The sequence below is a fragment of the Thiomonas bhubaneswarensis genome (assembly GCF_001418255.1).
GTDB classification, from domain to species: Bacteria; Pseudomonadota; Gammaproteobacteria; order Burkholderiales; family Burkholderiaceae_C; genus Thiomonas; species Thiomonas bhubaneswarensis.
In genome coordinates this window covers 33,510-55,240 of the sequence record NZ_LIPV01000012.1, presented here as the reverse complement: position 1 = coordinate 55,240, position 21,731 = coordinate 33,510, and the positions used below count along the sequence as shown (strand labels likewise).

Here is a 21,731-nt window from a genome sequence, read left to right as displayed (position 1 = left end):
CTGGGCACAGGCGCATGGCATTCGCCACATCCTGATCCAGCCGGGACGCCCCATGCAAAACGGCTTTATTGAGAGCTTCAACGGCAAGTTCCGTGACGAGCATTTGAACGAGGGCTGGTTCGAGACCCTGCATCAGGCCAGGAGGGCCGTGGCGGTCTGGCGAACGGACTACAACGAGGTCAGGCCGCACAGCAGCCTGGGACGCATGCCACCGGCTCGCTTCGCCGAGCTGCATCGCCAGCGCGCTGGCGATGCAGCTCAATCCCCATCAACCCCGATACCTATCGAGTAACCTTGAACCCGGACTTCCACTTTTGATTGGTACGTCTACAGGGGGCAGGTCACAGAAATTTCTGGTTTGCGCACGACTCTATCGGCTCCTCGCAGTGGGCAGCGGGGCGGATTTTTGCGCCATTTCGGTGGCTTTGACTCGAACGGCGTGTGCCGGGTGGTTTTGGGCAAGGTGTTGCAGGGCTTGCTTGAGCGCTGGGCAGGCAGGCATCTGCGCGAGGCTGTGCAGAATTTCCAGGGATTCGATGACGTCGCCGCGGTTGTCCATGGCGCATTCGGTGAGGGCACCAATAGTGTTGGGTTGGGCCTGCTTGCCCAGGGCGATGATCGCGCCCATGCGGGTTTCGCTCAGTGGGTGGCGCAGGGCGTGGATCAGGCGGTCTGCGTAGGGTGTGTGCCTGGCGTAGTCGTCCAGATTGGTGCCACAGTCGGGGCAGACCTTGGCATCGAGAGGTATCTCGGCAAAGCACCAAGTGCAGTATTGGAATGAACTGCGCTCGCCCATGGCACTCTCGCATTTCAGAAAGTGATGCGGCGGTCGGTGACGTCGAAGTAATGTCGGGCGTGGGCTACGAGCTGGTTGTTCGACGGGTGGTCCACCGTCTCGACGGCGATCACATGCTCCAGAGCGTCCGGTTCGTGGTGGTGCAGGTGTTTGATGAGCCAGAGCTTGGCCTGACCTGGGCCGGTGATGAGGATTTCATGCGCATCACGCAGAGACTCGGCGACCGCGTGGTAATAATGCTGATCTTCCTGCACCTTGCCCGAGCCGATGGTGTTGGCCTTGTGGTGCAGGTGTTGGTGCGGGTGAGGGGAGTGCACGATGGATTCGCGCACATGTTCGGGATCGATGAAGAACACATGGGCTTCGTTGTGATCGATCCAGACGGCGGCGTGTTTGGATGGGTTCATGGCTATCGCGGCATGAGCCGGGTTGGGTGTGACGGCATTGAGGAAAAAAGCGACCCGGTCGGTGCCGGGTCGCAAGGCTGAAAACGATCAATCCACGGCGCAGCCGCACTGCGCCGACCAATAGACGATGTGCCCGGGCGGCACCATCTCCTGAATGCGCGGCAGCACGGCCTCGACCACTTCCGGTTCATCGAAAAACTCCAGCACCAGCGGCAGGTGCACGTTGAGCCGCAGCAGATCGTCGGCATGCACTTCGCCTTTGCTGCCGAAGCCGGCCACGCCGCGAAACACAGTCACACCATGCACCTTGTGCTGTTCGTGCAGCAGCTTGAAGATGCTGCGCATGAGGTCGTGATGACCGCTGTCCTTGTCGCCTTCCTTGATGTAGACGCGAACCATGGTGACGGATTTGGCGCTCATGTCGAGACTCCCATATTGCGTGACAGATAGGCGCCGAAGATGGCCGCCGAGACGGACAGCGCCACGGAGGCGCCGATGTACAGCCCGGCCTTCACCATCTCGCCGTTTTCAATCAGGTTGAGCGATTCGAGTGAAAAGGTCGAGAAGGTGGTGTAGGCACCCAGGCCGCCGGTGAGGATGCCGGTGCGCAGTTCGGGGCTGAGGTTGATGCGCTCCAGGGTTTCGAAGAACAGGAAACCCATCAGGAACGAACCGAGCACGTTGATCGACAGCGTGGCGAAGGGAAAGGAGCGTCCCAGCACGCTTTGCACGACCAGGGTCTGGCCGTAGCGCGCGAACGCACCAATGATGGCGAAAAGGGCGATGAAAACGTAGGTCATTCGGTACATCCAGAAAGGTCGGAGGTAAAGAGCTGCCGCTTGGGCGGCCGTTTGGGGAGTCTGGGTGAAGATGTTGTGTCGAGTTCTCCCTTGGTGGTCAGCCCGGTTGCCATACCAGCACCAGGCCGAAAATCACGATCAGCAGAATGCCGATATAGGCCAGGTAAGCATTCATCAGACCGTTCTGCAGAAAGCGCAGCCTGCGCGCCAGCCATTGCAACGCATGGATCGACGGGGTAAACAACAGCGGGCCGAAGATGGGTGCCTGCGAATAGTCGAACTGCAATTCTTTCAGGAAATACGGCTTGCCTTCGAACTGCCGAGCCACGGCGTTGCGCGGCCGGTAGACGAAGTTGTAGAAGACCCGAAGAGCGTTGGAGAACGACAGCGCGGTCGTCGCCCCGGCGTGTGCGGCATAGTCTTCGCCACCGCACCACAGCGGCGCGCGGCGTACCGGGTGGCGGCGGCGTGCCCACACCAGAGTCAGTGGAATGAGGGCGAGCAGCGGTACGACGATCACTAGCATCGCGGGCGAGATGAAGGCAAAGCCAGCCGACAGCGGCACCAGCAGCCAGCCGTGCGTCATCTGCCCCGGCGTTTGCGTCGCAGGCCAAGCCGACGCCGACATCTCCGGCAGCCAGAACACCAGGCTCATCGCAAACGCGGGCACGGCAAGCCCGGTGACGAGCACCGACCAGCGCTGCAAGGGCGAGAGTGTGGTCTGGTGTTTGCGGTGGTGCGCGGCGTGGGCTTCGTTCTGCCCCAGCAGCCCCACGCCGAAGACCTTGACCATGGTGGCCAGCGCGATCGCCGCCGTCAGCGCCATGCCGGCTCCGGCCAGTGCCAGGGCGATGCGCGAGCCATCGGTCTTGAGGGTGAAGTCGTGGAACAGACTCTGGAACAGATACCACTCGCTGACAAAGCCGGCCGTGGGCGGCATGGCGGCCAGGCTCATGGCGCCGAACACCGCGCCCAGGCCGAGGGTGAGCGGCGCATGGCGCAGGATGGCGCTCTGCCGCAGATGGTGACTGCCCTGCAGCGCGGCAGCGGCATCGGCGCTGAGGAACAGCGTGCCCTTGGCCAGGCTGTGGCCCATGAGGTGCAGCATGCCCACCGTCCAGGCCAGGGCCGAGAGCATGTCTTCGCCCCCGGCGCGAAACACCAGCGCCGCTCCCAGCGCCGTCACGGCCACACCGGCATTTTCGGAGGAGGAAAATGCCAGCAGCCGCCGCCAGTCGCTTTGTTGAAAGGCATACAGAATGGCCAGAATCGCGGTGAAGGTGCCGACGATGAGCACCACCACGCCAAAGCTCGCCAGCCAGGGCGGATCACCCATCCACTGCAGCAACGCCCGCCCCAAGGCGAAGTAGGCCGCGTTCATCACCACGCCCGACATCAGCGCGCCGCTGGCCCCACTGCCGCTGCCATAGGCGCCGGGATACCACTCGTAGAACGGCAGCAGGCCGAGCTTGGCGCCGAAGCCCACCAGCCACAGCAGGCCGAGGAAGAACGCCGAGGCCACGCTCCATCCGGTCCACTGCAGCGCGTAGGTGCCAAAGGCCAGGCTCTGGCCGAGCATGAGCACCGCCAGCAGCAGCGCCACGCCACCGACTTCGAGCAGAGCGAGCATGAACAGATTGTCATGCCCGGCCTGCACGCTGCGGTGATCGGCTAGCAGCATGAGCGCGCCGCCGAAGCCCATCACCTCCCAGGCGATGAGAAAGCTAGCCCCGTCCTGCAAGCCGTAAACCCCCAGCGCGCCCAGCAACGACAGCGCCGCGCCCGCGGCCCAGCCCCTCGCGTGCGCCGTGCTACCGAGCAGGCTGGCGAAGAACGCGGGCAGCAGCGCGGGCAGCATGAGCCAAAGAGCCGCGGCATCGGGCTGGAACACCACGGGCGCGTCGCCCAGCACCAGCAGCTTCTGGCCAACAACGCCCGAGGGCAGGCCCCATAGCGCGCCCAAGGCCGCGAGCGCGCAGCCCAGCGCCAGCAGCCCGCGCGGCAGTGCCGAGCCGAGGAACAGATCGGCCAGCAGCGCCAGCACCCAGGCCAGCGCGGCCAGAACGAAGGCGGCGAGGCCCATGGCATCAGGCAGATTCATACCGGCCTCCGTGCACCCGTTGCGGACGTCGCCGCAGCAGCAGAAGCAGCGCTTCGATCAGCGCGGCGGGGTTGGGCGGACAACCCGGCAGCCACACGTCCACGGGGAGGATGCCGTCCAGCCCCTGATGGCAGGCGTAGCCGCCGCCATTCGTGCAGCCGCCGGTGGCGCAAGTGCCTACCGCCATGACCCAGCGCGGCTGCGGCATGGCTTCATAGGTGCGCAGCAGCGGCTCGCGCATCGCGGCGGTCACCGGGCCGGTGACCAGCAGCAGATCGGCAAACCGAGGCGAGGGCGTGAAAAAGATACCCAGCCGGTGCAGGTTGTAAAACGGATTCAACAGCGCTTGCAGCTCGCTTTCGCAGCCGTTGCATGAACCGGCGTCCACATGGCGGATGTGCAGGCTCTTGCCGAAGGCTTTGAGTTCCTGCTCGAGTTCGGCGGTGATCGGTTCTTCTTTCTCGCTCGGTAGAGCGTTTTGCTCGCTACTTACATGAAGCAGATCGGCCTTGTCGCGCACGCCGAAAGCCCAGTCGTGGCTCGGGGTGAACGCGGGCTCCGGGCAGACCTCGGTGCAGAGCTGGCAGCCGACGCAGCGGGCGTAGTCGAGCTGCACCCCGCCTGCTGCGCCGCGGCTGATGGCCGACGCTGGGCAGGCCGCGACGCAGTCGGTGCAGCCGGTTTGCGCGGTCGAACAGCGAGCCGCATCGAAACGCGGCAGGCCGAGCACGCCGTCCTGTCCATCGGGGCCGGGGCGCTCGGGCCAAGGGGTTGTGGCGCGGCCTTTCTGCAGGCCCAACCAGGTCCACACGGGCATGGTTTTGCTCCTTGTCAGCGATCGGCGCCTGCGATGGACAGGCCGAAGCTGGCTTCGTTGATGGCGTAGTCCATCATGTTGCTGTCCTCCACGGTGAAGGGAAACACCCGCCAGTTCGAGAACGACGGCTCTTTGATCTTCACCCGCTGCAGCAGGGTGCGGTCTTCGCTCAGATGGACGGCATAGAGCAGCCCACCGCGCGTGGCCTCGACCCAGCCCAGGCCTTCGCCGCGCAGGTCGGCGTCTTCCATCACATCGAAGCGCAGCACCTCGCCTGGTTTGGTGCGACCGATGGTCTGGCGGATGATGGCGAGCGACTCGCGGATTTCCTCCATGCGCACCCGCGAGCGCGCGTAGGCGTCGCCGACCGTCTCCACGGGAACGGCAAAGCGCACCTTCTCGTAGTTGGCGTAAGGGTGGTCGCGCCGCAGATCGCGGTCGAGGTCGCTGGCGCGCTCGATCGGGCCGGTGGCGCCCTGGTCGAACGCCACCTGGCGCGCCAGCACCCCAGTCGTCATCAGGCGGTCGAGGTAGCTGCGGGTGGATTCAAGGCGGTCGAGATAGCGGGCTATGTCGTCGCTGATCGCGTCGAGCGCCTTGTCCAGACCGGCAATGTCGAGATCGCGGCGCAGGCCGCCGGGGGTGATGAGGCCGCGCAGAAAGCGGCTCCCGGTGAGCTTGCCATTGATCTGCTTGACCCGCTCTTCGAGCAAATGCCCCTCGGCCTCGCCGACCTTGAGGGTGGTGGTCTTGGATAGATGGCCGAGGTAGTGCAGATGGTTGTACAGACGCTCCAGCTCGGCCAGGATGACGCGCAGATACCGCGCACGCGCGGGCGCGCGCCAGCCCATCGCGCCTTCCACCGCCTGGGCGTAGGCCAGGGCGTGCGCCACCGAGTCGATGCCGCTCACGCGCTCGGCCAGCACCGCGCCCGAGCGCAGCGATTGGCCCTGGAACCGTGCCTCCATCGCCCGGTGCTTGTAGAACAGCCGCGGGTGATAGTGCAGGATGCCTTCGCCGATGTAGAAGAACAGAAACTGCGCCGATTCGACAATGTCGGCCCGCACCGGCCCGAAAGGCAGGCGCTGGATGTCCGGACCGAGCACCTGGGGCACGGTGGGCGGCTGCGGCGAGAAGTCGAGCGCGGCGGCCTGCGGGTCAAAAGGCTTGAGCAACGGCGCGGGCTCTCGCGGCATGCCTTCGTGCAGCACCAGCGGGTGGGGCTCGGGGTGACCCTCGAAACGCAGGCCATAAAGGTCCATCATTTCGCGTTCGTACCAGCCCAGCAACGGCAGCTTGTTCGCCAGCGAGGGCAGGGTGTGATGCTCTGGGCGCACGCGCCAGACCTTGTAAGGCAGGCCGGGGCCCTGGCTGAGCACATACACCACGTCCACGCTGTCGTCGGCGCAGCCGCACGCATAGGCCATCTGCATGCGGCCATGGGCGCTGGGCGCGTCGCCCAGTGCGGTGAGCAGACTATCGGCCGCTGTCGGCAGTTCGGCGGGATTCAGGCGGGTGGTGTCGCAATGACGCATCTCACACGCCTCCAAGTTGGTTGGCGATGGCGGCCAGATGGGCCCAGATCGGCGGCAGCCACCATAGACCCAGCAGCAGGATGGCGGCCAGCGCCACGGCCATCGGCGCGACGTGGACGAACTTCAGCTTCAAGTGCGGTGCATGCTCGGGGCGAGAGCCGAAAAACATCGCGCGGAAATGGTTGAGAAAGCCGATGAAGATGACGATGAGCAGCACCCCCATCCACCACACCGCCCAAGGGTTGGCGCTTTGCATGCCGCCGCGCAGGATGGTGAGCTCCGACAGAAACAGCCCGAACGGCGGCGCGCCGGTGATGGCCACCGCACCGGCCAGCCAGATCGCGCCAGTGCGCGGAAAGTAGCGCAGCACGCGGCGGATGCTGCCGATTTCCTTGCTCTCGTAGGCGTGCATCATGTTGCCCGCGCCGAAGAACACCAGCGACTTGGTCAGCGAGTGATTGAGCATGTGATAGAGCGCGCCGATCACCCCCAGCGGCCCGCCGAAGCCGAAACCGAGCGCGATCACGCCCATGTGCTCCACGCTCGAATACGCGGCCAGGCGCTTGACGATGGTCTGCCGACTGATGAACAGCGCGGCCACCAGCAGGCTGAACGCGCCCAGCACCACCAGCGCGGTGCGTGCCGTGGTCTCGATGGAGGTGTGCTCGACGATCTGCAGGTAGCGCACGATGCCCAGCATGGCGCAATTGAGCAGCGCCCCTGACAGCATGGCCGACACCGGAGCCGGGCCTTCGCTGTGCGCATCCGGCAGCCAGGTGTGCATCGGCGCCAGGCCCACCTTGGTGCCGAAACCCACCAGCACCAGCAGAAAGGCCAGCAGCAACAGCAGCGGCTCGGCCTTGGGCGCGATGAGCGCGAGATTGGCCCAGGTCATGTCGTACACCGGCCCGAGAATGAAGGTGCCGCCCCAGTAGAACAGCACCGTGCCCAGCAGCGCCAGGCCCAGCCCGGCCGAGACGATGACAATGTATTTCCACGCCGCCTCGATGCTCTCGGGCGCGCGCTGAAATCCCACCAGAAACGCGCTGACGATGGTGGTGAGGTCGATGGCGATCCAGTAAAGCCCCGGATTGTTCTGCGCCGGGGCAAAGAACATGGTCAGCGCGAACGCCGCGAACAGCGCGTAAAAGCGATGCAGCCGCGCCTGCTCGCCGCGCATCCACCGCATATAGCCGATGGCGTACACGCTGGCCAGCAGATAGACGATGGCCAGGCAGAACATCACCCACACGCCGAAATCGTCGAGCAGCAGATAGTGGTTCAGCGCGGTGGCGCCCTGGTCGGGCGTGGCGATCAGCAACACGATGACCAGGACGAAATCGATGACTGCCGCCGCTAGGTTGAGCGCCTCAGCCACGCGGCTATTGCGCGAGACCCAGCTGCCCACCATCGCCACGGCGGTGGCGATCCAGATCGCGTAGAGCACGTTCCAGATCATCGCGTCACCCCACCAGTCGCGTCAGTTCGCGGCTGCTCGTGGTGCCCACTTCCTTGTGCAGGTAGCGGATGAGCAGGCCGAAGGTCGAGACGATGATCAGCAAGTCGAACAGGATCACCATTTCCAGCAAAAGCGGCATGCCCGGCACCAGAATCTGCGAACCGAGAAAGATGCCGTTTTCGATCACCAGCAGACCAAGGATGGAACTCACCGCCTCCGCGCGCAGCACCAGCATGAGAAAGCCGATGAGCTTAAGCGAGAACATGGCCGTGAGCGCAAGCACCGCGATGTTGTCCACCAGATGCATGCGCATGCCCAGCTTCTCGGCCACGGCGTAGGAAAACAGCACCAGAAAGCCGCCGAGCACCACGCTCGACGCTGGCTGCAGCAGGGGAGTGAACTCGCGGTTCTGCTTCAGGTCGTTGACGATGCGCAGCAGCAGATACGGCAGCAGGCTGCCGCGGAACAAAGCGGTGAGGGCGGCGATGAAGATCAGCTCGGGGTAATGCCCGCTGATGCCTACGGCAGCCGACAGTGCCGCGATCACCCAGGACTCGGCGGCGAAGGCCAGAATGTGGTTCTTGATCCAGTGCGAGCCGAGCATCACGAAGGCCAGGATCAGCGCGATGATGGTCAGCAGACTGAACAACGAGGCCTGCACGCCGCCGAGGTGGAAGATCAGCATGGCTGGGCCCTCCAGAGGTTGTGAATGAATCCGGCGTGGCCGAGCAGCGCGTCCGAAAGGTTCCAATCAAGGCGCAAAGCACAGCTGTGCCCGTCGGCACGGCGAGCATTTGCAACGCCGAGTGGGGCGTTTGGGGCGCGATGAGCGGTCATGGCGGATTTGTTCACAATCTCTCAAACCTGCCGCGCCACGATGGCGAGAATCGCCATCAGAAACGACAGCGCCAGCGGTTCCTGATAGCGGTAGAAGCGCAGCCGCGACTGCGCGGTATCGACGAACACCATGAGCAGCGCGACGATGGCCCATTTACCCAGCAGCGCGAGGGTTGCCCCCAGCATGCCCAGCGCCGTGCCCTCGGTCGACAGCCCCCACGGGATGGTCAGCACGTTGAGAAAGATGGTGTAGAGAATGGCCTGCTTCATCCACGAAGCCCACTTCAGCAGCGCCAGCAGCGGGCCCGAGTATTCGAGGATGCGGGCCTCGCCGATCATGTAGATCTCGTAGTGAATGCTCGAATGGATCGGCAGCCGCTCGGTTTCCACCGTCAGCAGAATGAAAAACGCCGCCACCAGAAACAGGTGCGCCGGGCTCCAGAACACCGCAGGCTGCGCCACCAGCAGATGATTGACGACGAAGGGCAACATGGCTTGCGCCAGCAGGGTGATGCCGACGAACACCATGATGAGCGTGGGCTCGGCGAGGATGGAAAGCATGGTCTCGCGGCTGGAGCCGAGGCCGCCGTAGGGATGGCCGCTGTCCAGACCCGCGAGCAGGATGGCAAAGCCCCCCAGGGTGAGGATCAGGCCACCGCCCAGAATGTCGCCCATGTCGGACAGCGGCAGCGGATAGTCGGTGAGCACCGGGATGAGGATGGGCACCGTGAGCATGCAGGCGAAGGCCACCACCGGCGCCGCCCAGAACACCCATGAGGCGGTCTGCGGCACCACGATTTCCTTGCGCAACAGCTTGAACAGATCGCGGTACGGCTGAAAAAGGCTCGGGCCGCTGCCGCGCTGCACGATCTCTTCCATCTTGGCGATGAAGCCGTGCAACAGCGGGGAGAGCAACAAAATAGCCAGAACCTGGGCAATCTGCTGCAAGATGACGTCACCGCGCATGGTTCCTCCCTGTCGTGATGCGCAAGACTGCAACGAGTCTTGCGGCAGGTAGGAGTCATTAGCTACGGGACAGCCCCGCGCGGTTTTGGCGAACTCCATCGCCGTATTTGTTGAAACCAGTCTAGGAGTTTGCCCCAAGCTGGGTCAAGCTGACGGGCGTATCCAGATGCAAGCACCATGACCAAACCTGACCCATCGCCTGTCACGGAATGACGCGGTCACAACTGCGTCGGTGGCATTGTTGCGCCGCAGGCACTACAACATCGGAAAACTTGGGAGTCTGTCGGACTTGAGGATCGCGGGCTGCAAAATGGCCCTGCGGCGCCCTGCGGCAGCGGCTTTTTGCCCCATCGCTACGGCTATGGGGCTGCAAACCCGCCGCCACATGGCATCCGCATGCCCGTTTTTCGCTTTCCGCGCCCCAAGCCCGACAGACTCCTAGCGGGAGAAAAGCCATGAACCAAGCAAGTAGCGCCCAAACGGATATCGAGCCCGCCGAGGGCATGCGGATCGAGACCGATTCGTTCGGTCCCATCGAAGTGTCCGAGGCGCATCTGTGGGGCGCGCAGACGCAGCGCTCGCTGCAGCACTTCGCCATTTCCACCGAGCAGATGCCGCGCGAACTCATCCGCGCCCTGGCCCTGGTCAAGCGCGCCTGCGCCGGGGTCAACGCCGAGTTGGGCAAGCTCGATCTGCGCACCGCACGGGCCATCATCGAAGCGGCCGACGAGGTCATCGCCGAGCGCTATCCCGACGAGTTTCCACTGTCGGTCTGGCAAACCGGCTCGGGCACGCAGACGAACATGAACATGAACGAGGTGCTGGCCAACCGCGCCTCGGTGCTGCTCGGCGCCAGCGTGGGCCTGGCGCGCAATGTGCATCCGAACGACCACGTGAACATGGGGCAGTCGTCCAACGACATTTTCCCCACGGCCATGCACGTGGCTGCCGCCGCGCAGACGGCGCAATATCTGTTGCCCGCGCTCATCGCCCTGCGCACCACGCTGCAGACCAAGGCCGACGCGTTCGCCGACATCGTCAAGATCGGCCGCACCCATCTGCAGGACGCCACGCCGCTGACGCTGGGGCAGGAGTTTTCAGGCTATGTCGCCCAGCTCGATATCTCTCGTCGGGCCATCGACGCCGCGCTCGGCCCGGCCTATGCGCTGGCCGTGGGCGGCACCGCAGTGGGCACCGGGCTGAACACGCATGCCTCGTTCGGCGTGCGCGTGGCCACCGAACTGGCGCGGCAGACCGGCCTGCCCTTCACCAGCGCCGACAACAAGTTCGCCGCCCTGGCCGGCCACGAGGCCCTGGTGTTCCTGCACGGCGCGCTCAAGACCTTGGCCACAGCGCTGATGAAAATCGCCAACGATGTGCGCTGGCTGGCCTCAGGGCCGCGCAGCGGCCTGGGCGAGATCCGCATTCCCGAGAACGAACCGGGCAGCTCCATCATGCCCGGCAAGGTCAACCCCACGCAATGCGAGGCGCTCACCATGGTGTGCGCACAGGTCTTCGGCAACGACGTGGCGATCAACATCGGCGGGGCATCGGGCAACTTCGAGCTCAATGTGTTCAAGCCGTTGATCGCGCACAACGTGCTGCAAAGCCTGCGTCTGCTGACTGACGCCATGACCAGTTTCGACCACCATCTGGCGCGTGGCATCGAAGCCGACCGCACGCGCATCACCGAGTTGATGCAGCGTTCGCTGATGCTCGTCACCGCGCTGGCGCCGCACATCGGCTACGACCAAGCCGCGGCCATTGCCAAGGCGGCGCATCACCACGGAACCACGCTGCGCGAGGCCGCGCTCGCGTCGGGCCTGGTCAGCGCGGAAGACTTCGACCGCTGGGTGCGGCCGCAGAGCATGGTGCGCAACGCGGAGTAACGTGCCCGGGCCTGTCTACCGCGTGTGCAGCGGTAGCGCAGTCAGTCCGCGATAGGCCGGGTTGGCGCACCGCCGCAGTTGGCGCGGCGCCTGCGCCAGTCGTAGATGCGGCCAGCGCTGCAGCAGGCGGCGCAGCACGATGTCGGCTTCCATGCGGGTGAGCGCGGCACCCAGGCAGGCGTGCGTGCCGGAGCCGAAGGACAGCGCTCCGGGGTCGGGGCGCAGGATGTCGAGGCGGTCGGGGTGCGGGTGGCGAGCCGGGTCGCGGTTAGCCGCACCGATCAGCGGTAACACCAGATCGCCGCGCTTGAGTTGTCTGCCGTGCAGCGTCAGCGTCGTGGTCACACGCCGCCCGCTGTACTGCACCGGGCTGTCGTAGCGCAGCAGTTCGCGCACCGCGCCCGGTACGCGTTCAGGGTCGCTCTGCAAGGCCTGCCATTGCTCGGGATGGGTGAGCAGGGCGAGCAAGCCGTTGCCAAGCAGGTTGCGGGTGGTTTCGTGTCCGGCGAACAGCAGCATGGCGCATTGCGACAGCAGTTCGGCGTCGTCCTTGAGCGCGCCGCGGGCGCGGGCCTGACGCAGCTCGTCGAGCAGGGCCGGTGGCTCGGTGCCGACTCGATCGGCGCGCGGGCAGTCGAGCTGCCGCGTGAAGTAACGGGTCATGGCCAGCAGGCTGGCTTGCGCGCGCTGTGCCAGGGCGCGGGTGGGCTGCGGCGCGCCGATGAAGGCGGCTAGGTCGTCCGACCAGTGCATCAGCGGCGCGCCAGCAGCCTGCGGCGTGCCTAGCAGCAGCATCGAGATCACGCGCACCGGCAGCACTCTGGCCACGCTGGCCATGAAATCGAACGGGACGCCGGGGTCGATGGCGTCGAGCAGGGTGTCGGCGATGCGCTCGATGCGCGGCCGCAGCGTTGCCAGGGCATCGGGGCGAAAGGCCGCCTGCATCAGCCCGCGCACCCGGGTGTGTTCTGGTGCATCGAGAAACAGCAGGGCGCGCGAGAACAGGCGCTGAAAGGGCGCGAACTCGCCACGTTGCACCTCCACGTCGTTGATCCAGCCGCCAGTGCGCTGCGCGGAGAAGCGCGTGTCGCGCAGCACAGCTTCGACGTCGGCATGCCGCGTCAGCAGCCAGGCACCGCCGAAGAATTCCTCACTCCAGTGCAGCGGCCCGGCGTCGCGCAGCGCCCGATAGGTGGGGTAGGGGTCGGCCAGAAAGGCGGCATCGACCAGTGGCGGCTGCAGCAGCGCCTTCATTGCGCGAAGACCTGACGCAGACCGGCTGTGTCGAGGTGGGACAGGATGACCTGTGGGCTGGGGTCGGGCAGGCGGGGAACATGGCCGAGAGCGACCGCACCATGCCGTGTCCACAGCATCTTCTGCAGGGTGGCGAAGTTGTCGTCCTTCCAGGGCATGGCCGGATCGACGGTGTTACCCACCCAGCCGGCCAGTCGCAGCCCGCGCGCCTGAACGCTTTGTGCGGTGAGCATGGCGTGATTGAGGCAGCCCAAGCGCAGGCCGACGACCAGCACCACTGGCAGGCCGAGTGCCTGCGCCAGATCGGCGGTATCCCGCTGCGCGTCCAGGGGCACGACGAATCCGCCTACACCTTCGACGACCAGCGCGTCTGACTTTCGCGCGAGGTGCCTAGCGGCATGCAGCACGGCGTCTAAGTCGATGACCCGCCCTTCCTGTGCGGCGGCTAGATGCGGTGCACAGGCGGCTCTGAACTGGCAGGGGCAGATTTCGTCCTCGGCGAGCGGCACCGAACTGGCTTGGCGCAGCGCCTGCACGTCGGCGTTGATCCACTGGTCGTCCACCTGCTCCAGGCCGGCGGCCACCGGCTTGAACCCGGCGCTGCGCCAGCCTTGGTCGGTGCACCAGCGCAGCAGAGCGGCGCTGATTCGGGTCTTGCCGACTTCGGTGTCGGTGCCGGTGACGAAGCATCCACGCGGTGCGATCGGTTGTTTCATCGAAAGTCTCGTGCAATTTCGTGCAGTGCGGCAAGCAGGCGCTGGATGTCGTCAGAAGTATGCGCAGCGCTTAGGGTGATGCGCAGACGCGCCTTGCCCACCGGCACGGTGGGCGGCCGGATGGCGGGAATCCACAGCCCCTGCGCATCCAGCGCGCTGGACAGGCTCAGCGCCTGCGCATTGTCCCCAACGATCAGGGGCTGAATAGGCGTATCGGACGCGCCCATACTCCAGCCGAGTTCGAGGAACTGGGCGATCAAGGTCTGCAGACCGCTGCGCAACTGGGCGATGTGCTGCTGCAGCCTGGCGCGACGCTGGACGCCTTCCTCGCTGGCGATGAGCTGAAGGCTGGTCAAAAGAGCATGGGCCAGCGCAGGAGGCGAAGCCGTGGTGAATACTGCGGTGCGTGCCGTCTGCATCAGCCAGTCAATGATGATGGGGTGCGCGGCGACGAAGGCGCCACTCACACCTGCGGCCTTGCCTAGCGTGCCCATGAGGATGAAGCGCTCGCTACGCAGACCCGCCTGCGCAAGGCTGCCCTGGCCCTGCGGGCCGAGCACGCCGAAGCCGTGTGCATCGTCGAGGATCAGCCAGGCGTCGAAGCGCTCGGCCAGCGCCAGCAGGGCGGGCAGGTCGGCCTGGTCGCCGTCCATGCTGAACACGGTGTCGGTGACGATGAGCCGCAGCGGCGTGGTGCAGGTGCTCAACTGCCGCTCCAGGGCGGCCAGGTCGCCGTGCGGATAGCGCCGCACCTCAGCCTTGGACAGCCGGGCGCCATCGATCAGGGAGGCGTGATTGAGTTTGTCGCAGAACAGCGTCGCCTGCTCGTCAGCCAGCGCAGTCAGCAGCGCCAGATTGGCCATATAGCCGGTGCTGAAGGTCAGCACGCGGGCTTGGGGAATGGCAGGCGCCATCCATTGCGCCAGCAGACTCTCCAACGCCTCGTGTGCTTGCGAATGGCCGCTGACCAGGTGCGAGGCGCCGCTGCCCGCGCCGTAGAGGTGGACGCCGCTGGTAATGGCCTCGATCAGTGCCGGGTGATTGGCCAAGCCGAGATAGTCGTTGCTGCAGAAGCCGAGCAGGTCGCGCGGGGGCGCGCCGTCGCCAGCCCTCACCTGCTGCCGCGGGGCGCAGGCGGTGTGCGCGGTGCGGCGCTGGCGCTGTAGGCCCTCGGCGGCGCGCTCAAGCAACTGCTGGTTCAGATGGTCGATCAGCACCGGGATGGTTTGCTTGAAGCACGTCGTCGAGCGTGGCGCGCAGCTGCCGTGCCAGCCAGGCCGACAGTGCGGCATCGAGCACATACGGCGGCATCAGGTACACGGTGCGGCCGATGGGGCGGATGAGCAGCTCGCGCGCCCGACCCGCCAGATGAAAACGCTCGGCAAAGCGCGCGCCGACAAAGGGCTCGCGCACGTCGAAGGCCCAGATCATGCCGATCTGTCGCACATGTTCCAGCCGCGTATCTTCGCGTAGCGGCGCCAGCGCCTCGGTGAGCTGCGCGGCGCGTTGGCGGTTGGCCTGCAGAACGTCGGCCCTGTCGAAACGGTCGAGCACAGCGAGGGCCGCTCGGCAGGCCAGCGCGTTGCCAGTGTAGGAGTGCGAGTGCAGGAAGCCGCGGGCGACGTCGTCGTCGAGGAAGGCGGCGTAGAGAGCCGGACGCGATAGCACCACGGACAGCGGCAGATAGCCGCCGCTGATGCCCTTGGACAGGCACAACAGGTCGGGCCAGATGGGGGCAGCACCTGGCTGCACGGCCTGCTCGAAGGCGAAAAATGTGCCGGTGCGGCCGCAGCCCACGGCGATTTCGTCGGCGATCAGCAGCACTTGGAACTCGTCGCACAGCGCACGGACTTCGCGCAGATAAATCGCGTCGTACATGGCCATGCCCGTGGCCGCCTGCACCAGCGGTTCCAGGATGAAGGCGGCGATGCGCTCTGCGCGGGTCTCGAATAGCGCGCGCAGCGCGGCCACGGCGCGGCGCGCCACATCGGCGGTGGATTCGCCCGCCACGGCCTGACGCGCGTCGGGCGAAATCACCAGGTGCGCGCGCATAAGTAGTGGGTCGTAGGCATCGCGGAACACGGCCACGTCTGTGACGGCCAGCGCGCCCAGGGTCTCGCCGTGATAGCTCTGGCGCAGGCAGACGAACTCCTGCTTGTCGGGCCTGCCGGTGTTGCGCCAGTAATGAAAGCTCATCTTCAGCGCAATCTCCACGGCAGAGGCGCCGTCGCTGCCGAAGAAGCAGTGCCCCAGCACATCGCCCGTCAGTCGCGACAGGCGTTCGGCCAGTTCCACCGCTGGCGCGTGCGTGCAGCCCGCCAGCATGACGTGCGGCAGCAGGTCCAGTTGGTCTTTGAGCGCGGCGTTGATGTCGGCGTCGGCATGGCCGAACAGATTGACCCACCACGAACTGCTGGTGTCGAAGTAGCGCCTTCCGGCCTCATCGAACAGCCAGGGGCCTGCGCCGCGCACCATGCCCAGCGGCGGCACGTGCGTGGCCCGATGCATCTGAGTGCAGGGATGCCAGACGGCTTGCAGGCTGCGTTGGGTGAGGGAGGCGGGCATGGGCACCGGTGGGCGGATGTCGCGGTCCACCGAAGGTGTCCGCCCGTGCCCGGGGAGGCAGTGGCATTGCCGCGAAAGCGTGCATGTTACAACGCGACCCCGCTAAAGTTGCGTCGAGATAGACGCCACAGATGGGCTGCCCGGGCGGGCAGGATAGAGGTTCGCGCCTGGTTACTCGCCGAGGAAATGCCGCGCGTAGCGGCGGTTGACCTGGCTCAGGCGCAGCAGTACCGGAAAGTCGGCCACGCCGAAGTCCGGGTCCCAGGCCGGGGCGCCGCACACCTTGGCGCCTACGCGCAGATAGCCCTTGAGCAGCGGCGGCGGCTCTATCGCGAGGTCTTGCCGCAGGTGCTGCACCGGCAGCGGCAGGCGCGGATGCACCCGGTCTTCGATCGCGGCCAGATGGCTGCGCTGCAACTGCGCCCAGAGGCTGGCTGCGGTATGGCCGCCACAGTGCATGGACATGCTGGCGCAGCCGATGAGGGCATCGAGGCCGTGGCGCTGCATGTAGGTGGCAATGCCGCTCCACAGGGCCATGATGACCGCGCCGCTGCGGTGGTCGCGGTGCACGCAGGAACGGCCGATTTCCAGCAGCCTCGGTTTGAGGTGATAGAGCCGCGTTAGGTCGAACTCGGTTTCGGTGTAGAGCGTGCCCACGCGCTTGGCCTGATGGGGCGGCAGGGCGCGGTAGGTGCCGATCAGGCGTCCATCGGCGTCGCGCACCAGCAGATGGTCGCAGTAGGCATCGAACAGGTCGATGTCGAGGTCGGGCTCTGGGGTCTTGATCTGCGCGCCCATCTCTTCGACGAACACTTTGTAGCGCAAACGTTGAGCCTCGCGCACTTCGTCCGCATGGCGCGCCCAGGCGACCGTGAGCGCAGGCGCGGCCTTCGTCGCGGTGGCCCAGGTCTGGGCCGGGTCATGCGGTGCCCGCATCGCAGCCTGATGCGGATGTTCGTCATCGAACATGGTCTTTCCTCCAGAGTATCTGGAAAGAAAGATAGAAAAGCCGGGTGACAGTTCAGTGAAGGTCTTGTGAATTTGGTGTGACAGTGCAACTGTGCTGACGAGTTGTGTTCGCGCGCTTTAGTCCGCGAGCAGATCGGCGCTGATGCATGCGCGCAGGCTGCGTTTGATGCCCACCTCGCGGCTGCGCTCCACGGCCCAGAGCAGGCCGCTCTTGCGCATGGAAAACTGTTGGTCACAGCCGGTGATCCAGTAAAGCCCGGCGCGGCCCAGGGTGGGCTGGTGGCCGACCAGAATCAGGCCGCCGCCGTCGCGCGGAAACTCCGACACGATCGAGAGCAGTTCCTCCATCGAGGCGTCGGGGCGCAAGCGTGCATCGGTGCCGGCATAGTCGTTGAGGTGTTGCGCGGTCTGGCGTGCGCGCTGCGCGGGGCTGGAGATGACCGTCCATGGCTTGGGCAGTTGCGACTTGATCCACCCTGCGACCTGAGCCGCGTCGCGGCGGCCTTGCTTGGTAAGGTTGCGACGCAGATCGGTCTCGTCGCCCTGGGTCGATCCCAAAGCGTCCTCCGCCTCGGCATGACGCCAGAAAATGACATTGAAATTCGACATATTAGGGAGTTTCGTTCGTGTGACGTCGGAAGTGACGAAGGATACACGGCGTATATGTCAGCCGTCAGTAAGCCACCACGATTTCGTCGGCATTGTCCGCGGCCGGACTCAGGGCCGCATGAGCGCGAGAAACAGGGGCACCGAGACGGCCCCCAGCACCGTGGACAGGCTGACCAGGCCGGCGACGTAAGGGCCGTCACCCCCCATGCGTGCGGCCAGCACATAGGCGCTCGATGCCGTGGGCATGGCGGCGAACAGCACCAGCACCAGCGCCTGCAGAGGCGGCAAGGCGAAACCCCACGCCAGCGCCATCGCCACCAAGGGAAGCAGCAGATGGCGGATGGACAGAAACCAAAGGCCCACCGGCAACTCGCGGTGCAGCCCGCGCCACTGCAGCCCCGCGCCCACAGTCATCAGCCCGAGCGCGATGGAGGCCTGCCCGAGCCGGTCGAGCACCGGCACAACCGGCTCGGGCAGCGACCAGCCCAGCGCATGCACCGTCAGCCCGGCCACCGTGGCGATGAGCAGCGGATTGCGCAGCAATTCACGCCAGACGTTGCTCTGCGCGTGCTGCGCCAGCGCCCAGACCGCGGCGAGATTACACAACGGCACGCCTACCGCGATGAGCACCGCGACCAGCGACACTGCTGGCGCACCGCCGACGCGGTCGGCCACCGCCAGGGCGATGTACGAGTTGAAGCGGAATGCCGTCTGCACCCCGCTGGCCACGCAACGACGATCGGCCTTGCGCGCCCAGAATGCGGCATACGCCAGCGCGATGCCAATGAGCAGCATGGCCGCACCCGCCATGACCAGATCGCGGGTGTCGCTCAGGCTGGCGTGGCCACGGCTGGTGGTGGAAAACAGCAGCGCCGGAAACAGCACGAAATACACCAGACGCTCCACCCCGTCCCAAACGCTGCGGTTGAGGGTGGGCAGGCGCACCAGCACCAGCCCGAGCGCGATCAGCGTGAAATCGGGCAGGAGCAGCAGGGCGTCATGCAGCATGGGACAAGCAGGCTTTGGGCGCAGCGCCCGGGCGCGCGATCAAAGCCGTGATTCGCGCGCGTCAGTGGGCTCGGAAAATTCGTCAGGCGCTTCTTCGGGCTTGCGCTGTACCAGCACCTTGTCGATGCGCTTGCCGTCCATGTCGACGATCTCGAAGGTCCAGCCGTCCCAGTGCACGATGTCGCCGGTGGCGGGCAGGCGCGCGAGCAGCAGCATCAGCATGCCCGAGAGGGTGTTGTAGCGCTGCTTCTCTTCGTCGGGCAGGTGGCCGAGGTTGAGGCGGGCCTTGAGATCGTCCACGGTGATGAGGCCGTCCATCAGCCAGGAGCCGTCTTCGCGCTGTATCGCCCAGGGCTCTTCGGATGGATGCGACTTGAACTCTCCGGCGATGGCTTCCATCAGGTCCTGCACCGTGACGATGCCCATGGTCTGGCCGTATTCGTCGATCACCATAGCGGTGTGCTCGGCGCTCTGGCGGAAAGTCTGCAGCAGCTCCAGGCCGGTCAGGCTTTCGGGCACGAAGGTCGCCGGCGTGGCGGCCTTGCTCAGATCGTCGATGCCTTCGCGGCGGATGAAGCGGCCCAGCAGTTCCTTGGTCGAGACCAGCCCGACCACTTCCTCCAGCCCGCGCTTGACCAGAGGAAAGCGCGAGTGCGTGGACTGCGCGATCTTGTTGAGGTTTTCCGCCAGCGGCTGATCGACGTCGAGGAACTCGATCTCGTTGCGCGGCGTCATCAGCGAGGCGATCTGGCGGTCGTCGAGGCGGAACACATTGCGCACCATTTCGTGTTCCTGTTCTTCGATCACCCCGGCGTCGGAGCCTTCTTCGAGCACCTCGTTGATCTCGGCTTCGGTCATCTGCGGCATGGTGTCGTGCCGCACGCGCAGCAGGGTGAGGAGCAGGTCGGTGGAGATCGACAGCAGTTTGACGAAGGGCGAGGCGGCGCGGGCGATCCAGGTCATCGGCCGCGCCATCACCATGGCGATGCGCTCGGGCGCGAGCTGCCCCAGCCGCTTGGGCACCAGCTCACCGATCACGATGGAGGCAAAAGTGATGACGACCACGACGATGGCCGTGGCCGTGGCCCCGGCGAACCTGGGCAGCATGCCCAGCGAGACCAGCCAGTTGGCCACCGGCTCGGAAAACGCCGCCTCACCCAGAATCCCGTTGAGCACGCTGATCGAGGTGATGCCGATCTGCACCGTCGAGAGCAGGCGCGTGGGCTGCTCCGAGAGATGCAGCGCGGTGCGGGCGTTGTCGTTGCCGGCTTCGGCCAGCGCCGTCAGCCGTGCGCGCCGCGCCGTGACCAGCGCGATTTCCGACATGGCGAACAAGCCGTTGAGCAGAATCAGGCCGAAGAGAATCAGCACTTCCATGACGGGCGCTCCAGGGCGGACGAAACACGGAAAACACGAGGCGGCGTGACGGCCCGGCGGACGCACTCAGAACCCCGTGGCAAGATCGGGCGGGCGTTGCGGTCGCGGCGCGAGAGCGGCGCAGAACGCAGGGCGGTGGGGGCAGACCCGGCACAGGGGTTGGGTAACGATGAGCCGGGCAACAAAGACGCAGGGTCAGGGTCCAAGGAGGGGTGTCGGAACGGATCGGGCAATCGGCCTATGCTTCTCACAGTCTTGCGCGAGTCGTGACAGCCCGCGCAAGGCCACGAAAACAAGATCGAAACTGCCCGGAGCCCATTCCATGTCGAGTCAACAAGAGCCCCAATTAGACCAAAAACCCCTGCCTTCCTCCGAAAATCTCGCACTGTCCACCCGGCTGCAACATCATCCGTATCAGGCGCCAGCCGGTTTCGATGCGGTGGAGCCGGGTGTGCACCACGCCTCCACCGTGATCTTCCCCAATGTGGCGGCCATGCGCGCGCGCGACTGGCGCAGCAAGGCCGGCTATACCTACGGCCTGCACGGCACCCCCACCACCTTCATTCTCGAAGAGCGACTGGCCGCGCTCGATGGCGGGCGTCACTGCGTGCTCTGTCCCTCGGGGCTATCGGCCATCGCACTGGTCGATCTGGCCTTGCTGCAGCAAGGCGACACCGTGCTGCTGCCGTCGAACGTGTACGGCCCGAGCCGCGAACTCGCCGAGTGTTTTCTCGGCGCCTGGGGCATTGAGCACCGGCTCTATGACGCCTCCTGCACGCCGGACGAACTCGCCGCCCTCATCACCCCGCAGACCAAGCTGCTCTGGCTGGAGGCGCCCGGTTCGGTGACGATGGAAATGCCCGACCTGCGCGGTTTCATCGGCGTGGCGCGGCAGCATGGCGTGCTCACCGCCATCGACGCGACCTGGGCTGCGGGCATCGCGCTGAAGCCCTTCGATCTCGGCGTTGATGTGGTGATGCAGGCGCTCACCAAGTATCAGAGCGGCGGCGCCGACGTGCTCATGGGCAGCGTGACCACCCGCGACGACGCCCTGCACGAACGTCTGCTGCTCACCCACATGCGGCTCGGCTTGGGGGTGAGCGGAGACGATGCGGCACGCGTGCTGCGCGGCCTGCACACCTTGGCGCTGCGCTATGCCGCGCACGATGCCAGCGCGCGGCAAATCGCCCGTTGGATGCAGCAGCAGGCCGCCGTGGCGCAGGTGCTTCATCCCGCGCTGCCGGGAAGTCCCGGACATGCGTTCTGGCAGCGCGACTGCACCGCGGCAGGTGGCTTGTTCAGCGTGCTCTTCCAGCCGCGCTACACCGCCGCGCAGATCGATGCCTTCGTCGACGCGCTGAGGCTGTTCAAGATCGGCTACTCCTGGGGTGGGCCGGTCAGTCTGGCCGTGCCCTACGACGTACAGCTCATGCGGCCCTCGTCGCATTGGCCGCATGCCGGCGGTCTGGTGCGACTGGCCATCGGCCTGGAAGATCCTCAGGACTTGATCGACGATCTGGCCCGAGCTCTCGGGGCGGCTGGCATGGCGGGGTAAGCGGGGAGGAGACTGGGAGCCTGTCGGGCTTGAAGATCGCGGGCTGCAAAATGGCCCTGCGCCGCCACATG

General features: G+C 65.8%; 20 protein-coding genes, 1 pseudogene and 1 riboswitch. Of the genes and pseudogenes, 3 read left to right on the top strand and 18 right to left on the bottom strand.

What is annotated here, in order from left to right:
* Nucleotides 1-318, top strand: a pseudogene (locus ASC45_RS14030) (integrase core domain-containing protein); the annotation flags it as partial.
* A gap of 52 nt (nucleotides 319-370) precedes the next feature.
* Here the strand turns inward: ASC45_RS14030 and ASC45_RS14025 are convergent.
* The 10 genes from ASC45_RS14025 to ASC45_RS13980 form a co-directional block, all read right to left on the bottom strand.
* Nucleotides 371-796, bottom strand: coding sequence for a hypothetical protein (locus tag ASC45_RS14025; protein WP_055451651.1), 426 nt, complete (start codon nucleotides 794-796; stop codon nucleotides 371-373).
* 14 nt (nucleotides 797-810) lie between these two features.
* Nucleotides 811-1,203, bottom strand: coding sequence for a translational machinery protein (locus tag ASC45_RS14020; protein ID WP_055451650.1), 393 nt, complete (start codon nucleotides 1,201-1,203; stop codon nucleotides 811-813).
* Nucleotides 1,204-1,290: 87 nt separating this feature from the next.
* The gene (locus ASC45_RS14015; protein WP_055451649.1) at nucleotides 1,291-1,623 is read right to left on the bottom strand and encodes a DUF190 domain-containing protein; all 333 of its coding nucleotides are present in this window, start codon (nucleotides 1,621-1,623) and stop codon (nucleotides 1,291-1,293) included.
* Nucleotides 1,620-2,003: a fluoride efflux transporter FluC gene (locus ASC45_RS14010; protein ID WP_082454451.1), complete on the bottom strand. Its 384-nt coding sequence runs from the start codon at nucleotides 2,001-2,003 to the stop codon at nucleotides 1,620-1,622. The genes ASC45_RS14015 and ASC45_RS14010 overlap by 4 nt, the downstream gene beginning before the upstream one ends.
* 97 nt (nucleotides 2,004-2,100) lie before the next feature.
* Nucleotides 2,101-4,104: a proton-conducting transporter transmembrane domain-containing protein gene (locus tag ASC45_RS14005; RefSeq protein WP_082454449.1), complete on the bottom strand. Its 2,004-nt coding sequence runs from the start codon at nucleotides 4,102-4,104 to the stop codon at nucleotides 2,101-2,103.
* On the bottom strand, nucleotides 4,091-4,921 hold the full coding sequence (locus ASC45_RS14000) for an NADH-quinone oxidoreductase subunit B family protein (protein ID WP_055451647.1): 831 nt from the start codon (nucleotides 4,919-4,921) through the stop codon (nucleotides 4,091-4,093). The genes ASC45_RS14005 and ASC45_RS14000 overlap by 14 nt, the downstream gene beginning before the upstream one ends.
* Before the next feature lie 14 nt (nucleotides 4,922-4,935).
* A complete protein-coding gene (locus ASC45_RS13995; protein WP_055451646.1) occupies nucleotides 4,936-6,456 on the bottom strand; it encodes a hydrogenase large subunit in 1,521 nt (506 codons plus the stop codon).
* Between the two features lies 1 nt (nucleotide 6,457).
* Nucleotides 6,458-7,915: a proton-conducting transporter transmembrane domain-containing protein gene (locus ASC45_RS13990; RefSeq protein WP_055451645.1), complete on the bottom strand. Its 1,458-nt coding sequence runs from the start codon at nucleotides 7,913-7,915 to the stop codon at nucleotides 6,458-6,460.
* 4 nt (nucleotides 7,916-7,919) lie between these two features.
* Nucleotides 7,920-8,600 (bottom strand): hypothetical protein, encoded by a 681-nt coding sequence (locus ASC45_RS13985; RefSeq protein ID WP_055451644.1) that lies wholly within the window; start codon nucleotides 8,598-8,600, stop codon nucleotides 7,920-7,922.
* Nucleotides 8,601-8,773: 173 nt separating this feature from the next.
* Complete coding sequence (locus ASC45_RS13980) at nucleotides 8,774-9,718, bottom strand: respiratory chain complex I subunit 1 family protein (RefSeq protein WP_055451643.1); 945 nt, start codon at nucleotides 9,716-9,718, stop codon at nucleotides 8,774-8,776.
* A gap of 42 nt (nucleotides 9,719-9,760) precedes the next feature.
* Nucleotides 9,761-9,830: riboswitch (Fluoride riboswitch) on the bottom strand.
* 343 nt (nucleotides 9,831-10,173) lie between these two features.
* Here ASC45_RS13980 and fumC point away from each other — a divergent pair.
* A complete protein-coding gene (gene fumC / locus ASC45_RS13975; RefSeq protein ID WP_174514727.1) occupies nucleotides 10,174-11,607 on the top strand; it encodes a class II fumarate hydratase in 1,434 nt (477 codons plus the stop codon).
* A 15-nt stretch (nucleotides 11,608-11,622) separates the two neighbouring features.
* On the opposite strand, the gene ASC45_RS13970 is transcribed toward fumC, so the two are convergent.
* The 8 genes from ASC45_RS13970 to ASC45_RS13935 all read right to left on the bottom strand — a co-directional run bounded on the left by ASC45_RS13970 (nucleotide 11,623) and on the right by ASC45_RS13935 (nucleotide 20,105).
* Nucleotides 11,623-12,861: a cytochrome P450 gene (locus ASC45_RS13970; RefSeq protein WP_055451642.1), complete on the bottom strand. Its 1,239-nt coding sequence runs from the start codon at nucleotides 12,859-12,861 to the stop codon at nucleotides 11,623-11,625.
* Nucleotides 12,858-13,577: a dethiobiotin synthase gene (bioD, locus tag ASC45_RS13965; protein ID WP_055451641.1), complete on the bottom strand. Its 720-nt coding sequence runs from the start codon at nucleotides 13,575-13,577 to the stop codon at nucleotides 12,858-12,860. The genes ASC45_RS13970 and bioD overlap by 4 nt, the downstream gene beginning before the upstream one ends.
* Nucleotides 13,574-14,794: an 8-amino-7-oxononanoate synthase gene (gene bioF, locus ASC45_RS13960; RefSeq protein WP_055451656.1), complete on the bottom strand. Its 1,221-nt coding sequence runs from the start codon at nucleotides 14,792-14,794 to the stop codon at nucleotides 13,574-13,576. Before bioF ends, bioD begins: the two co-directional genes overlap by 4 nt.
* Entirely contained in the window at nucleotides 14,760-16,142 is a 1,383-nt protein-coding gene (gene bioA, locus ASC45_RS13955; protein WP_072243084.1) for an adenosylmethionine--8-amino-7-oxononanoate transaminase, read from the bottom strand. Before bioA ends, bioF begins: the two co-directional genes overlap by 35 nt.
* A gap of 171 nt (nucleotides 16,143-16,313) precedes the next feature.
* Nucleotides 16,314-17,111 carry a GNAT family N-acetyltransferase gene (locus ASC45_RS13950; protein ID WP_055451640.1) on the bottom strand — a complete coding sequence of 266 codons (798 nt, stop codon included), beginning with the start codon at nucleotides 17,109-17,111 and terminating at the stop codon, nucleotides 16,314-16,316.
* Between the two features lie 117 nt (nucleotides 17,112-17,228).
* Nucleotides 17,229-17,720: a SixA phosphatase family protein gene (locus ASC45_RS13945; RefSeq protein WP_055451639.1), complete on the bottom strand. Its 492-nt coding sequence runs from the start codon at nucleotides 17,718-17,720 to the stop codon at nucleotides 17,229-17,231.
* A 108-nt stretch (nucleotides 17,721-17,828) separates the two neighbouring features.
* Nucleotides 17,829-18,728 carry an AEC family transporter gene (locus ASC45_RS13940; protein ID WP_055451638.1) on the bottom strand — a complete coding sequence of 300 codons (900 nt, stop codon included), beginning with the start codon at nucleotides 18,726-18,728 and terminating at the stop codon, nucleotides 17,829-17,831.
* A gap of 39 nt (nucleotides 18,729-18,767) precedes the next feature.
* Complete coding sequence (locus ASC45_RS13935) at nucleotides 18,768-20,105, bottom strand: hemolysin family protein (RefSeq protein WP_055451637.1); 1,338 nt, start codon at nucleotides 20,103-20,105, stop codon at nucleotides 18,768-18,770.
* A gap of 322 nt (nucleotides 20,106-20,427) precedes the next feature.
* Here ASC45_RS13935 and ASC45_RS13930 point away from each other — a divergent pair, with 322 nt between their 5' ends.
* The gene (locus tag ASC45_RS13930) at nucleotides 20,428-21,660 is read left to right on the top strand and encodes a cystathionine beta-lyase (RefSeq protein WP_055451636.1); all 1,233 of its coding nucleotides are present in this window, start codon (nucleotides 20,428-20,430) and stop codon (nucleotides 21,658-21,660) included.
* The last annotated feature ends 71 nt before the right edge of the window (nucleotides 21,661-21,731 follow it).

Bases quoted from the DNA above. Each gene is read 5' to 3' on its own strand.
- ASC45_RS14025 (WP_055451651.1), bottom strand. From the start codon at position 796: ATGGGCGAGCGCAGTTCATTCCAATACTGCACTTGGTGCTTTGCCGAG.
- ASC45_RS14020 (WP_055451650.1), bottom strand. From the start codon at position 1,203: ATGAACCCATCCAAACACGCCGCCGTCTGGATCGATCACAACGAAGCC.
- ASC45_RS14015 (WP_055451649.1), bottom strand. From the start codon at position 1,623: ATGAGCGCCAAATCCGTCACCATGGTTCGCGTCTACATCAAGGAAGGC.
- ASC45_RS14010 (WP_082454451.1), bottom strand. From the start codon at position 2,003: ATGACCTACGTTTTCATCGCCCTTTTCGCCATCATTGGTGCGTTCGCG.
- ASC45_RS14005 (WP_082454449.1), bottom strand. From the start codon at position 4,104: ATGAATCTGCCTGATGCCATGGGCCTCGCCGCCTTCGTTCTGGCCGCG.
- ASC45_RS14000 (WP_055451647.1), bottom strand. From the start codon at position 4,921: ATGCCCGTGTGGACCTGGTTGGGCCTGCAGAAAGGCCGCGCCACAACC.
- ASC45_RS13995 (WP_055451646.1), bottom strand. From the start codon at position 6,456: ATGCGTCATTGCGACACCACCCGCCTGAATCCCGCCGAACTGCCGACA.
- ASC45_RS13990 (WP_055451645.1), bottom strand. From the start codon at position 7,915: ATGATCTGGAACGTGCTCTACGCGATCTGGATCGCCACCGCCGTGGCG.
- ASC45_RS13985 (WP_055451644.1), bottom strand. From the start codon at position 8,600: ATGCTGATCTTCCACCTCGGCGGCGTGCAGGCCTCGTTGTTCAGTCTG.
- ASC45_RS13980 (WP_055451643.1), bottom strand. From the start codon at position 9,718: ATGCGCGGTGACGTCATCTTGCAGCAGATTGCCCAGGTTCTGGCTATT.
- fumC (WP_174514727.1), top strand. From the start codon at position 10,174: ATGAACCAAGCAAGTAGCGCCCAAACGGATATCGAGCCCGCCGAGGGC.
- ASC45_RS13970 (WP_055451642.1), bottom strand. From the start codon at position 12,861: ATGAAGGCGCTGCTGCAGCCGCCACTGGTCGATGCCGCCTTTCTGGCC.
- bioD (WP_055451641.1), bottom strand. From the start codon at position 13,577: ATGAAACAACCGATCGCACCGCGTGGATGCTTCGTCACCGGCACCGAC.
- bioA (WP_072243084.1), bottom strand. From the start codon at position 16,142: ATGCCCGCCTCCCTCACCCAACGCAGCCTGCAAGCCGTCTGGCATCCC.
- ASC45_RS13950 (WP_055451640.1), bottom strand. From the start codon at position 17,111: ATGTTCGATGACGAACATCCGCATCAGGCTGCGATGCGGGCACCGCAT.
- ASC45_RS13945 (WP_055451639.1), bottom strand. From the start codon at position 17,720: ATGTCGAATTTCAATGTCATTTTCTGGCGTCATGCCGAGGCGGAGGAC.
- ASC45_RS13940 (WP_055451638.1), bottom strand. From the start codon at position 18,728: ATGCTGCATGACGCCCTGCTGCTCCTGCCCGATTTCACGCTGATCGCG.
- ASC45_RS13935 (WP_055451637.1), bottom strand. From the start codon at position 20,105: ATGGAAGTGCTGATTCTCTTCGGCCTGATTCTGCTCAACGGCTTGTTC.
- ASC45_RS13930 (WP_055451636.1), top strand. From the start codon at position 20,428: ATGTCGAGTCAACAAGAGCCCCAATTAGACCAAAAACCCCTGCCTTCC.